General features: G+C 71.4%; 10 protein-coding genes, 2 tRNA genes and 1 pseudogene. 11 read left to right on the plus strand and 2 right to left on the minus strand.

Annotation, left to right across the window (positions count from 1 at the left end; genetic code table 11):
• From BMZ82_RS38355 to BMZ82_RS38400, 9 genes and pseudogenes are all read left to right on the plus strand, one after another.
• A pseudogene (locus BMZ82_RS38355) lies at positions 1-341 on the plus strand (RNA helicase); the annotation flags it as partial.
• Between the two features lie 159 nt (positions 342-500).
• Positions 501-3,569 (plus strand): FG-GAP repeat domain-containing protein, encoded by a 3,069-nt coding sequence (locus tag BMZ82_RS38360; RefSeq protein ID WP_093782021.1) that lies wholly within the window; start codon positions 501-503, stop codon positions 3,567-3,569.
• Between the two features lie 48 nt (positions 3,570-3,617).
• Entirely contained in the window at positions 3,618-5,222 is a 1,605-nt protein-coding gene (locus BMZ82_RS38365) for an amino acid permease (RefSeq protein ID WP_256252339.1), read from the plus strand.
• 116 nt (positions 5,223-5,338) lie between these two features.
• Positions 5,339-5,411: transfer RNA gene (locus BMZ82_RS38370), tRNA-Lys, on the plus strand.
• Positions 5,412-5,546: 135 nt separating this feature from the next.
• A complete protein-coding gene (locus BMZ82_RS38375; RefSeq protein ID WP_093782022.1) occupies positions 5,547-6,242 on the plus strand; it encodes an alpha/beta hydrolase in 696 nt (231 codons plus the stop codon).
• The gene (locus tag BMZ82_RS38380; RefSeq protein ID WP_256252340.1) at positions 6,239-7,657 is read left to right on the plus strand and encodes a cytochrome P450; all 1,419 of its coding nucleotides are present in this window, start codon (positions 6,239-6,241) and stop codon (positions 7,655-7,657) included. Before BMZ82_RS38375 ends, BMZ82_RS38380 begins: the two co-directional genes overlap by 4 nt.
• Positions 7,658-7,662: 5 nt before the next feature.
• On the plus strand, positions 7,663-8,220 hold the full coding sequence (locus BMZ82_RS38385; protein ID WP_256252341.1) for an NADPH-dependent FMN reductase: 558 nt from the start codon (positions 7,663-7,665) through the stop codon (positions 8,218-8,220).
• Between the two features lie 209 nt (positions 8,221-8,429).
• The gene (locus BMZ82_RS38395; protein ID WP_256252342.1) at positions 8,430-8,855 is read left to right on the plus strand and encodes a DeoR/GlpR family DNA-binding transcription regulator; all 426 of its coding nucleotides are present in this window, start codon (positions 8,430-8,432) and stop codon (positions 8,853-8,855) included.
• Between the two features lie 70 nt (positions 8,856-8,925).
• On the plus strand, positions 8,926-9,588 hold the full coding sequence (locus BMZ82_RS38400) for an NUDIX domain-containing protein (RefSeq protein ID WP_093782024.1): 663 nt from the start codon (positions 8,926-8,928) through the stop codon (positions 9,586-9,588).
• Between the two features lie 7 nt (positions 9,589-9,595).
• Here BMZ82_RS38400 and ribA read toward each other — a convergent pair whose 3' ends face one another.
• Together ribA and BMZ82_RS38410 are read right to left on the minus strand one after the other, a co-directional pair.
• Positions 9,596-10,243, minus strand: coding sequence for a GTP cyclohydrolase II (ribA, locus tag BMZ82_RS38405; RefSeq protein ID WP_093782025.1), 648 nt, complete (start codon positions 10,241-10,243; stop codon positions 9,596-9,598).
• Positions 10,244-10,376: 133 nt separating this feature from the next.
• Positions 10,377-10,937, minus strand: a complete 561-nt coding sequence (locus tag BMZ82_RS38410; RefSeq protein ID WP_093782026.1) for a MarR family winged helix-turn-helix transcriptional regulator — start codon at positions 10,935-10,937, stop codon at positions 10,377-10,379.
• Positions 10,938-11,010: 73 nt separating this feature from the next.
• Between BMZ82_RS38410 and BMZ82_RS38415 the strand changes: the two genes are divergently transcribed.
• Entirely contained in the window at positions 11,011-12,297 is a 1,287-nt protein-coding gene (locus BMZ82_RS38415) for a dihydrofolate reductase family protein (RefSeq protein ID WP_093782027.1), read from the plus strand.
• A gap of 71 nt (positions 12,298-12,368) precedes the next feature.
• A tRNA-Met gene (locus BMZ82_RS38420) sits at positions 12,369-12,442 on the plus strand.
• The last annotated feature ends 40 nt before the right edge of the window (positions 12,443-12,482 follow it).

The following is a 12,482-nucleotide window of genomic DNA, read 5'->3' on the forward strand; positions in this document are numbered from 1 at the left end:
GCCGTGACAACGACCGTGGTGGCCGTTCCTTCGAGCGTCGTGACGACCGTTCCTCGGGCGGCGGCTTCAACCGCGACCGCCGCGACGACCGTTCCACGTCCGGTGGCGGTTTCAACCGTGACAACGACCGTGGCGGCTTCCGCCGCGACGACCGTCCGGCCGGCCACCGTGGCAGCGACCGCCCGTTCAACCGCGACCGCCGCGACGACCGTCCGGGCTTCCGCGCCGGCGGCCACGACCGCCCGTCCTTCGGCCGCCGCGACGACCACCGCGGCACCGGCTCCGGCTCCGGCACCCCGGGCCGCCGCGACGACAAGCCGCGCTGGAAGCGCAACGGCTGAGGTCGTTCGGCCCGGCTGACGTCAGTCGGCTCAGGTCAGTGAACGCCGTGGCCCCCACCGCACATCGGTGGGGGCCACGGCGTTTTTCCGTCGGTAAAGCGACTGTATGATCGGCCGACTTATGGGGCGAATGCGTCCTGTTCCCGGGGAGGGACCCTCTTGGCTCGTAATGGCTCCGTACGTCTGCGTCTTGTCGCCGCCTCCGCCGTCCTGGCGGCGGGGCTGACCCCGTTGCTCCAGTCGCCCGCGGTCGCGGACGCGCCGCAGGAGACGGTGGTGCCGGCGACACTGCGGGACACCTACACGGATGCGGCGCTCCAGTCGCCGTCGACCCACGGCAGCCACGACGCGGTCGGGGCACAGGGGGTCTTCCACAGCCTGGAGGGCACCAGCGGCCGGCTGTGGACGCGTTACGCGGACGGCGAGTCGGTGCGCGTGCCGGCGGCTCCCGTGGGGACGTTCGCGCAGCCGACCGGCACCGACGTGCTGGCGTACCACCACATCGATGGCCGGGTCGACTTCTGGGACGCGTCCGACGGCTCCACGCGGAGCCTCCAGGTCCCGGACGGGTGGGGTTACGTCACGTCCTACGACAACCTGACGGTGGCCTTCAAGAACGTGCCGGACGAAAACGGCAAGATCGTCCGGGTCATCCATCTGCTGACGCCGGGGCCCGACGGGACCACCGTGGACCGGACGATCACGGGAGGACCGGCCGGTCTCGTCCTCGGGTTGGGCGCGGCGGCGGACGCGCGGACGCTGTACCTGCGTGGCTCCGTGGACGGCCGGGTGGGTCTGGTCGCCGTGGACCGTGCGTCCAGCGAGGTGCGCGGCTGGAGCGGCCCGCTGCCCACCGGGTACACCAACACGAACCTGGGCGGTGGACATGTCGTCGTCTCCGCCCGGGACAAGGCGTCGGTCCTGGTGTTCCCGCGTGATCTGTCGGCGGCCCCGGTCGAGGTGGCGCTCAAGGGCGTCAGCGACGGGGTGAACGCGGCCCAGGACCTGGCCGTCGTCGGCGACTGGCTGGTCAACGGGACGTCCTCGACGACCGCGCAGCCCCTCACCGGCGGTGAACCGGTGACCGTGCTCCCGTCCTCGGAGGCCGGGACCGGGGCAGGGCCCGACGGCACCGCCGTGAAGATCGGCCGCACGGGCGCCGACGACTGGGGCATCCAGCGCCTCACCCCGGGCGCGGACGGCGGCCCGCCCGTCGTCACGCCGGTCAAGCTCCTGCCCAAACCGCCGTTGGCGATCCAGGGCCTGTCCCTGGACCAGGGGCGGCTTGTCGTCCTGGAGCACTACGGCACCGCTGTGCGCTCCGCCCGGGTGCGGACCGTCGCCCCGTCCGGTACCCCGTCGTTCGGCGAGCGCGGCAGGCTCACCACCGTCGTCCCCATGGCCGACTGCGCCGCCGACGCCGCCTGTGCCCCCGTCCGGGGGCTGGCCGACGGCCGTATCGCCTGGCTCGCCCGCGACGGGGACACCAACGCGATCGAGGTCGACGGGCCGGACGCGGAGGGTGTCTGGAACCGGCCCGGGCTTCCCAAGGACGGGAAGATCACCGACGTCTCGGGCCGCTACCTGCTCTACACGGGACCCAGCGGGCAGTACGTGTACCGGATCGGCAGCATCGACGCCGCTCCCGTCATCACCCGTGCCCCCGGGCCGGCCGCCCTCTCCGGCAACATCCTGTGGACGACCGGTACGACCCCGGGCAGTGTCACCGGCTACGACCTGACGGCCGGCCGGACGACCGAGACCCTCGCCACCGACGCGGGCTGCACGCCCACCGAACTCCAGGCGCTGGGCCGCTGGTTGTACTGGACGTGCGAGGGCCGGGCGGGCGTCTACGACCGTACGGCGAAGAAGTCCGTGCCGGTGCCGGCCGACGAGGCCGAACTCGGCGACGGGTACGTCGTCACCCACGACGAACAGGCCGGGAAGCTGACGCTCACGACGGTCGCGGACGGCACCCCCTCCGGCCGGGTCATCGGCGACCTGCCCGACACCGGCGTCTCGCAGCGCAACGTGCGCTGGACGGTCGACGAGTCCGGTGGGAACGCCGCCTACGTCGACGCTCAGGAGCGCGTGCACCTCGTCCCGTCCGGCGTGCCGCAGCAGCCGCTGAGCCTGCTGGACGCGCCGCGGGGCGCCACGGAGGTCTCCCCGACGACGGAGCCCGTCCTCACCGACGTGCTGCTGTCGAAGCCGGCCTCGGGCTGGACCCTGACGGTGCGTGACAAGGTGACCGGCAAGGTGGTCGGCGGCACGGACGGCGGCGCCCTGCGCGGCGAGCTGAAGGTCCCGTGGAGCACCAGCATCACGGGAGCGGCGATCCTGCCCAACGGCTTCTACGACTGGACGCTCTCGCTCACCCCCGCGGACGGCGTCGGCGCACCGCTCCAGGTGAAGGGCACCGTCCGGATGGTGCGCGGCACCCCCGTGTTCCACGACTACGCGGGCCCGGGCAGGAAGCCGGACGGCGTCGGAGACCTGCTCACCGTGCCGCGCCCGGGCACCCTGACCTACCAACAGGGCACGGGCAAGGGCACGTTCTCGGGACAGGTCAGCGGCACGGGCTGGCCGAAGGACATCAGGGTGGTGCCGATCGGCGATCTGAGCGGCGACCGCTGCAACGACGTCCTCGTGCGGCTCGGCAGCGGGGCGCTGCGGCTGTACCGGACGGGCTGCGGCGCCGCCTTGTCGTCGGCGGCGCCGTACACGACGCTCGGGACCAGCGGCTGGACCCAGTTCGACGTCCTGACCTCGCCGGGCGACCTCACGAAGGACGGTCGTCCCGACCTGATCGCCCGCAACCCGTCGACCGGCAAGGTCTACCTGTACAAGGGCACGGCCGCCGGAAAGCTGTCCGCGCCCGTGAAGCTCTACGACGACTGGAAGACGTACAAGAAGATCGTCGGTGTGGGTGACCTCAACGGTGACGGCGTCGGCGACCTGATCGCCCAGGACAAGGGGAACAACCTCTACCGCTACCTCGGGACCGGCAAGGGGACCTTCGGCGCGAGGGTGAAGCTGTTCGCGAACTGGGGGGCGTCGTACGACGCGGTCGCCGGGGCCGGTGACATCACCGGGGACGGCAAGGCGGACCTCGTCGTGCGGGACACCGCGGGCGGGCTGTACCGGCTCCCCGGCACCGGGACCGGCACGTTCGGGGCGCGGGTCAAGATCGGCGCCGGCTGGCAGGGCTACAAGGGCATTTTCTAGCCACGTTGTGACGTGTGTCACGCCCCCCGGATGGGAATTGCTGGGGGCATGACAGATGACGCCATAGTGAGTGGGCGGTCGTCCGGGGGGCTCTCGGATGAAGAGCGGCTGGCCCAGCTTGGTTATACGCAGGTTCTCGCCCGGCGGATGTCGGCGTTCTCCAACTACGCGGTCTCCTTCACGATCATCTCCGTCCTGTCGGGCTGTCTGACGCTGTATCTGTTCGGCATGAACACCGGCGGCCCGGCGGTGATCATGTGGGGCTGGGTCGCGGTCGGGCTGATGACGCTGTTCGTCGGGTTGTCGATGGCCGAGATCTGTTCGGCGTACCCGACGTCGGCGGGCCTGTACTTCTGGGCGCACAAGCTGGCCCCCGCGCGATCGGCCGCCGCCTGGGCCTGGTTCACGGGCTGGTTCAACGTGCTGGGGCAGGTCGCGGTGACCGCCGGCATCGACTTCGGGGCCGCGTCCTTCCTCGGCGCGTATCTGAACCTCGAGTTCGACTTCGCGGTGACACCGGGCCGCACGGTGCTGCTCTTCGCCGGGATCCTGGTCCTGCACGGCCTCCTGAACACCTTCGGGGTGCGGATCGTCGCGCTGCTGAACAGCGTGAGCGTGTGGTGGCACGTGGTCGGCGTGGGGGTCATCGTCGGGGCGCTGGCCTTCGTCCCCGACACGCACCGGTCGACGTCCTTCGTGTTCGGCGAGTTCGTCAACAACACGGGCTGGGGCAGCGGGGTGTACGTCGTCCTGCTGGGCCTGCTGATGGCCCAGTACACCTTCACCGGCTACGACGCCTCCGCCCACATGACGGAGGAGACGCACGACGCGTCGACGGCCGGCCCGAAGGGCATCGTGCGGTCCATCTGGACGTCGTGGATCGCCGGCTTCGTCCTGCTGCTCGGCTTCACGTACGCCATCCAGTCCTACGACGCCGCCCTCACCTCCCCGACCGGCGCGCCGCCCGCCCAGATCCTGCTCGACGCGCTCGGCGCGACCGCCGGGAAGCTGCTGCTGCTCGTGGTCATCGGCGCCCAGTTGTTCTGCGGGATGGCGTCGGTCACGGCCAACAGCCGCATGATCTACGCCTTCTCGCGCGACGGCGCGCTGCCGTACTCGCACCTCTGGCACACGGTCAGCCCGCGCACCCGCACGCCCGTCGCGGCGGTCTGGCTCGCGGCCGGCGGCGCGCTGGTCCTGGGCCTGCCGTACCTGATCAACGTGACCGCGTACGCCGCCGTCACCTCCATCGCCGTCATCGGCCTCTACCTCGCGTACGTCATCCCGACGCTGCTGCGCCTGCGCAAGGGCGAGGCCTTCGAGCGGGGGCCGTGGCACCTGGGCCGCTGGTCGAAGGCGATCGGCGTGGTGTCGGTGGCGTGGGTGGCCGTCATCACGGTCCTCTTCATGCTGCCGCAGGTCTCCCCGGTCACCTGGGAGACCTTCAACTACGCCCCGATCGCCGTCCTCGTCGTGCTCGGTTTCGCGGGAGCGTGGTGGCAGCTCTCGGCCCGGCACTGGTTCCTCGACCCCGAACACGCGCGGACGGTCGCCCGGGAGGCGGCACGGGCGGCGGCGGGGACGGAGACGGGAACGGGAACGGGGACGGGGACGGAAACAGGGACAGGGACAGGAGCGGCAAAACCCCGGTAACCGGCGGGCCGGATGACCGATCTTCACCGCTGCGCACCCCTCGGCGCGGCCGTGTCCCCGATACCCGATCGGAGACACGGCCACGTCCGGCTATGCTCGGGGAGGCAACATCGCCTGGGCCCTTAGCTCAATTGGCAGAGCAGTGGACTTTTAATCCATTGGTTGTGGGTTCGAGTCCCACAGGGCCTACGGGTTGCAGGCTGGGGGTACGCCCTCTGACCTGCTACGCAGCGCTCGGGTCGGCTTCGGTCGGGTCGGGCGCTGCTTCGTTTTGAGGCCTTCGCCGACAGTGTGGTCTGTGGGGCTGGGCCGATTGGAGACTCGATGAGTGCGCTACCTGCCCTTCTCCTTGTGCACGGTGCCTGGCACGGCCCCTGGTGCTGGCGACAATTGATCGACGAGCTTCCGGACATCGACGTACGCACCGTCGCGCTGCCCAGCAGCGGGGACGACACGGCTGCCTCGGGTGTCCTCGGGGATCTGCGGGACGACGCCGCCGTCGTGGCCGAGGCCGTGGCCGCGATCGACGGGCCGGTCGTCGTGGTCGCGCACTCCTACGGCGGCGTTCCCGTTACCGAGGCGCTCGGCTCCGTCGGCGACGTGCGGCGGCTGGTCTACCTGTGCGCCTTCCAGTTGGACGTCGGCGACTCGCTGCTGTCCTCGGTCGGCGGCACCCCGCCGCCGTGGTGGGAGGTGCGTGAGCGGGAGGGCCACATCGTGGCGCTGGAGCCGGAGCGGGTCTTCTACGGCGACGTCGACCCGGAACTCGTAGAGCAGGCCGTCGCGCAGGTCGGCGTCCAGTCGCTCGCCTCGTTCTCCCAGCCCCTCACCCGGGCGGCCTGGCACACGCTCCCGAGCACCTACGTCGTCTGCGAGGCCGACTGCGCGATCCCGCCGTTCGCGCAGGAGGCCATGTCCAATCGCGCCCAGGAAGTACGGCGGCTGGACGCCTCGCACTCCCCGTTCCTCTCCCGGCCCGCCGAGCTGGCCGCCCTGCTCCGTGAGGAACTCGCCCGGTGACCCAGCTCGAGACGATGCCCGTCGAACCACTGCTCACCCACGACTACGAGATCCGGCGCGCCGAGATCCACGACGAACTGCGCGAGCGGTACGGGGTGGTGGCACCGGTCGACCTGCTCGGCACGCCGGTCTGGCTGGTGCTCGGCTACGACGAGGCGCTCGCCGTCCTGCGGGACGACAACCGGTGGAAGAAGAGCCTGACCTACTGGCGGGCGTACGCCGAGGGCAGGATCCCCGCGGACTGGCCGCTGCTGCCCGCACTCGAGTGCGACATGATGGTGTTCTTCGACGACCAGCGGCACCGGACGGCGCGCGCGGCGTTCGAACGGGCCGTCAGACCGTTCCAGGATCCTTCGCGCCCCAGCGCCCGGCAGTTGCGGGCCCTGATCACGCAGTACGCGGACGAGCTCATCACCTTTCTGGCCGGGGGCGGTGCCGGCCGGTCCGGGATCGCCGACCTGTGCGGCCAGTACGCGCGGCCGCTGCTGCTCATGGTCACCAACCGGCTGCTCGGCTTCGCCGACGCCAAGGGCGACGAGGTGACCATGGACGTCTGGCGGGTGCTCGACGCCGGGCCCGACGCGGCTGCCGCGATCGAGCGGCTGATGGCCGCCTTGCAGGAACTGGTCCTGGAGAAGCGTGCCCTGCCGGGCGACGACATCCCCTCGTACATGCTCGCAGCGGATCCGTCCGTCAGCACCGAGGAACTGGCCTGGGAGCTGTACCTCGTGGTGTGCTCCACCGTGGACCTGGTGGGGACGCTGCTGTGCAACACCGTGGTGGAGGTGCTGACCGGGGACACGGGCGCGCGGGCCAGCCTGTCGGCCGGCATGGTCGGCGAGACGGTCAACCGCGCGGCGCTCGCCAATCCGCCCATGCACAACCTCACGTTCCGCTTCCCGGTCACCGCCGTCTCCCTCGGCGGCTTCGTCATCGCCGCGGGCGACCCCGTCATGGTGTCCCCGGCCGCCGCGCATACGGACCCGCTGTTCGCGCAGGGCATCGCCCGGAACGCGACGGTCAGCTCCCGCGCCCATCTGGCGTTCGGCGCGGGACCGCACCAGTGCCCCGGCCGGGACCTGGCGAGCAGCATCGTGGCGATCGGGGTGCAGCGCCTGTTCGAGCGGTTCACGGATCTCCGGCTGACCCTGCCCAAGGACCAACTGCCTTGGCGTACCTCCCCGTTGGTGAGCGGACTCCGGTCGCTTCCGGTCCGGTACGTTCTGTCGGACGGGCCGGTGTCGACGGTTCCGTTCACGCCGTCGGCACCCGTCGCGCCCGTCGTGCATGCGACGCCTGAGGTGCGTGTCACGGCCGAGGTGGGCGCCTTCGCTTCGGACGGTTCCGTGAAACCGGCGCGCTCGGCGTTCTGGCGGATGCTGGACGGCTTCCGCCGTCGGCCGGACGCGGGGTGACGCCGGTGATCCTTCTGCTGTCGGGGAGTCTGCGGGCCGGCTCCTCCAACGAGGCCGTGCTGCGCACCGCGTACGCCGTGGCACCGGACGCGCAGGTGGACGCCGTCCTGTACGACGGCCTCGCGGGGCTTCCGCACTTCAACCCCGATGACGACACGGACCCGTTGCCGACGGCCGTGGCCGGGTTGCGGGCGGCGATCGAGCGGGCGGCCGGGATCCTGATCTGCACCCCGGAGTACGCGGGCACCCTGCCGGGTTCGTTCAAGAACCTGCTGGACTGGACGGTCGGCGGCACCGAGATCTGCGACAAACCGGTGGCCTGGATCAACGCCGCAGCCCCGGGCCGAGGCGGTGGCGCGGACGCCACCTTGCGGACGGTTCTCGGCTACACCGGGGCCGCCATCGTGGAACCGGCGTGCCGGAAGATCCCGGTGGAGCGGGGGATGCTCGGCCCGGACGGGCTTCTCGCCGACGCCGACGTACGTCGCCGACTCGGCGAGGTGCTGGGCCTGTTGGCGGCATCCGGCGGCGGCGAAGTCGGCCGCGCCCAAGACGGCCGGTAGACGGCCTGCTCCGGGTCCGGGTCCGAATCCGGGTCCGGGTCCGAATCCGGGTCCGGGTCCGGGTTCGAGTCCGGGTCAGGGTCAGGGGCCGGGTCCGGGTTCGAGTTCGGGTCAGGGTCAGGGGCCGGGTCCGGTCTCACGAGCAGGCCCTCGTCGGCGTCCGAACAGTCTGATGTTCGTTCGATCGTGTGCGTGGTAGAAATGCCGTCGTGGGAGCAGCCGATCGCCTCGATCTGACCTTGCGCCTCGTCCAGGGGCAGGATCCCGGGCAGCGGGTCTCCGTCGTCGAGCTCGCTCAGCGGCTCGGGGTGTCGGAGATGACCGTGCGCCGGGACCTGGACGCGTTGGAGCGGCAGGGGCTGGTGCGGCGGGTGCACGGCGGGGCCGTCGCGGGGCGCTCGCGGGTGGAGGGCGGTGGGTTCGAGGCGCGGCAGGCGTGGCAGGCGGCGACCAAGGACCGGCTCGGCGCGGCCGTCGCCGGACTGGTCGAGCCGGGGTCACGGGTCCTGCTGGACGCCGGGACCACGACCGTGCACGTGGCCGAACACCTGGCCGCGCGGGGCCCGTTGACCGTCGCGGTGCTCAGTCTTCAGGCGGCGCTGCGGCTGGCCGACCGGGTACTGGGAGACCCGTGACGACACCGCTGATGACCCTGGCCGCCGACCCGTACCGCTCAGGTACCGGCGACGACCCCGCGAGCCTCCGATGACCGCCGGCATCGACACCCCCGACCCCCGCGGCCGTACCGGACTCGACCGTCAGGGACGCGACCTCACCGGCAACGACCGCGTGCGCATCGTCGATGTCGAAGTCCTCGCCTGCGACTGGTCCGTCCTGCGCCGCACCACCTTCGACTACCGCCACAGCGATGGCCACGAGAGCCGTGAGCAGCGCGAGACCTACGACCGGGGCGACGGCGCGACGATCCTGCTCTACGACCCCGACCGGCGTACGGTCCTGCTGACCCGACAGTTCCGGTTGCCCGCGTACGTCAACGGGCACCCCGACGGCATGCTGCTGGAGACCGCCGCCGGACTCCTGGACGGCGACGACCCGCAGGAGGCGATCCGCCGTGAGGCCGCGGAGGAGACTGGACGCACCGTCCAGAATGTAGAACACGTGTTCGACGCGTTCATGAGTCCGGGCTCGGTCACCGAGCGGCTCAGCTTCTTCGCCGCCCCCTACGACGCCTCCGCCCCCGGCGTCGACACGGCGGGCGTGGCGGCCGAGGGCGAGGACATCACCGTCGTCGAACTCCCCTTCACCGAGGCCCTCGACCTCGTCCGCACCGGCGCGATCGCGGACGCGAAGACCATCATGCTGCTCCAATGGGCCGCGCTGGACGGCCCGTTCGGGTCAGCCAGGTAGGTCGCGTTCAGCCGACGTTCAGGCCGGTGAGGTCGGCCAGCGGCAGCGTGTGCTGGGTCTGGAGGACCTTCGCGCGCAGGTACCGGACGTTGTGCGGGGTCGTGAAGACGCCCGTCGGGACCCGGTCCTGGACGTCGATGTCCAGTCCCCGGAGCTGGTCGGCCTTGTCGGGGTTGTTGGACAGGAGGTCCAGGCTCGTGATGCCCAGGGCGCGCAGCATCTGGGCGGCGGCGGTGTAGTCGCGGCCGTCCTCGGGCAGCCCGAGCGCGGCGTTCGCCTCGTAGGTGTCCAGGCCCTGGTCCTGGAGGGCGTACGCGTCGAGCTTGTTGTAGAGGCCGATGCCGCGGCCCTCCTGGCGGAGGTAGAGCAGGACGCCGCCCGTCGCGGCTATCCGCTCGACCGCCTCGCGCAGTTGCGGCCCGCAGTCGCAGCGCGCGGAGCCGAAGGCGTCCCCGGTCAGGCACTCGGAGTGCAGCCGGACCAGCGGGGTGGCGCCGGGCGCGGGCTCGCCGAGGACGACGGCGACGTGCTCCTGGCCGTCGACGAGGCCGTGGAAGGTGACCAGTTCGGCGTCGACGGAGTAGCCGTCGTGGAAGCGCAGCGGTACCCGGACTCGGGCGCGCTGGGTGGCGGCGGGGGTGTCGCTGTCGGGCATGCGGTCTCCCGGGTCCGGTGGTGAACGGCGGTGCGCGAACGCGATCGGCTTCTGCTTCAGATTTGAAGCAGATCCGACGAAACGAGACCTTACCCCATGCTTTAAATTTGAAGCAATGGAATTGTGGCGCGACTCATGCCGTCCCGGACGTTCCGGATGTCCCGGACGCCTCGGATGTCCCGGCGCAGGGGGACGACCGTCGGCGCCACGGCAGGTCCTCGGGCGCGACTTCGCCGCTGTCGTCCCCCTGGAACCCCCGCGCGACCTGCGTGAAGATCTCCTCCAGTTGCCCCACCTGCTCAGGGGTGAGCCGGTCGAAGAGGGCGGCGCGGACGGTCTCGACATGCCCGGGCGCCGCGTTCTCCAGGACCGCCGTGCCCTCGTCCGTCAGGACCGCGACACTGCCCCGCTTGTCCCAGCGGCAGTCCTCGCGCCGCAGCAGCCCGTCCTTCTCCAGCCGGGTCACCGCATACGTCAGCCTGCTGCGGGTGATCTTCAGCCGCTCCGCGAGATCGGTCATCCGCAGCCGCCGCTCCGGTGTCTCGGAGAGGTTCGCGAGGATGGAGTAGTACAGGTGAGGCATGCCGGCCTCCTGCTGGAGCTGCCGGTCGATCGCGTCCTCGACGAGGAGGTACCCGGCGACGTAGGCGCGCCAGGCGCGTTGCTCCTCGGGGGTGAGCCAGCGAGTCGTCATGCGCCCAGTGTAGGTTTGTTTCAAACTTGAACCAAGAGTGCCACGTCAACCCACTCTGCCGGGGAGCACGCCGATGCCGTACCCGTACGCCTCTCCCGACCCCGACCCCGACCCCGACTCCTACCCTTACCTGTACCCGTACGTCCTGCTGTCCGCCGCCGTCTCCCTCGACGGCTACCTGGACGACACCACCCCCGAGCGCCTGCTCCTCTCCAGCCCCGCCGACTTCGACCGCGTCGACGAGGTACGGGCCTCCGTCGACGCCATCCTCATCGGCGCCGGCACCATCCGCGCCGACAACCCCCGGCTCCTCGTGAACTCCCCGGAGCGCCGCGCCGCCCGGGTCGCCGCGGGGCGGCCGCCGTACCCCCTCAAGGTCACCGTCAGCGGCTCCGGCGACCTCGACCCCGCGGCGAACTTCTGGCACACGGGCGGCGAGAAGGTCGTCTATACGACGGAGAAGGGCGCCGAGCGGGCCCGCGCGCTCGGGATCGCCGCGGACGTCGTCCCACTCGGCCCCGAACTGGACTGGCGCCGCCTTCTCGAACATCTGTACGAGGTGCGTGGTGTGCGGCGTCTCATGGTCGAGGGCGGCGGCACCATCCACACCCAACTGCTCCAACAGGGCCTCGCCGACGAACTCCAACTCGTCCTCGCCCCGCTCTTCGTCGGCGACCCGACCGCACCCCGCCTCTTCGGCCCGGCCGGAAACCAGGGCGATTCCCGGGGCGGTTCTCAGGGTGGGCATAAGGGTGGACAGGGTGGACATCGGGGCGGTTCTCAGGGCGGCTATCAGGGTGGGCGCCTGCGGCTGGTGGAGACGCGCCGCATCGAGGACGTCGTCCTGATGCGCTACGAGCCCACCGCCCCCGGCACCGGACCGCTCCCCGTCGCCGCCGACCGCCACTGGCTGGCCCTCGCCTGCGAGCTGGCGGCCCAGTGTCCGCCGTCGCGGACCGCCTTCAGCGTCGGCGCGGTGATCGTGGCCGCCGACGGTACGGAACTGGCGCGCGGCCACTCCCGCGAGGCCGGCGACCCGGTCGTGCACGCAGAGGAGGCGGCCCTCGCGAAGCTCGACCCCGCCGACCCCCGGCTGCCCACGGCCACCGTCTACAGCAGCCTCGAACCCTGCGCCCGCCGTTCCTCCCGCCCCTCCCCCTGCGCCCGACTCATCCTCGACGCGGGCGTCCGCCGGGTGGTCACCGCCTGGCGCGAGCCGGACACCTTCGTGACGGAGGCGGACGGCACCGGGCTCCTGTCGGCCCAGGGTGTCGACGTCCTCGTACTCGCGGACTACGCCGAGCGGGCGAAGGCGCCGAACCGGCACCTCGAACGACCCGAGTCGAATGACCCGAAGTGAGGTGCCAGGGGCGGTGGTGGGCACCGTGGTGTTTGGCGCCCCGGAAATGACGTAGACTGGAGTCACAACGACGCGGGGTGGAGCAGCTCGGTAGCTCGCTGGGCTCATAACCCAGAGGTCGCAGGTTCAAATCCTGTCCCCGCTACTGAAGGCCGAGGGCCGGAATCCGAAAGGGTTCCGGCCCT

Source organism: Streptomyces sp. yr375, assembly GCF_900110755.1.
GTDB lineage: Bacteria > Actinomycetota > Actinomycetes > Streptomycetales > Streptomycetaceae > Streptomyces.

Excerpts from the sequence above, each read along its gene's own strand:
- BMZ82_RS38400 (WP_093782024.1), top strand. The coding sequence starts at position 8,926 with ATGACCGCCGGCATCGACACCCCCGACCCCCGCGGCCGTACCGGACTC.
- BMZ82_RS38375 (WP_093782022.1), top strand. The coding sequence starts at position 5,547 with ATGAGTGCGCTACCTGCCCTTCTCCTTGTGCACGGTGCCTGGCACGGC.
- BMZ82_RS38410 (WP_093782026.1), bottom strand. The coding sequence starts at position 10,937 with ATGACGACTCGCTGGCTCACCCCCGAGGAGCAACGCGCCTGGCGCGCC.
- BMZ82_RS38415 (WP_093782027.1), top strand. The coding sequence starts at position 11,011 with ATGCCGTACCCGTACGCCTCTCCCGACCCCGACCCCGACCCCGACTCC.
- BMZ82_RS38365 (WP_256252339.1), top strand. The coding sequence starts at position 3,618 with ATGACAGATGACGCCATAGTGAGTGGGCGGTCGTCCGGGGGGCTCTCG.
- ribA (WP_093782025.1), bottom strand. The coding sequence starts at position 10,243 with ATGCCCGACAGCGACACCCCCGCCGCCACCCAGCGCGCCCGAGTCCGG.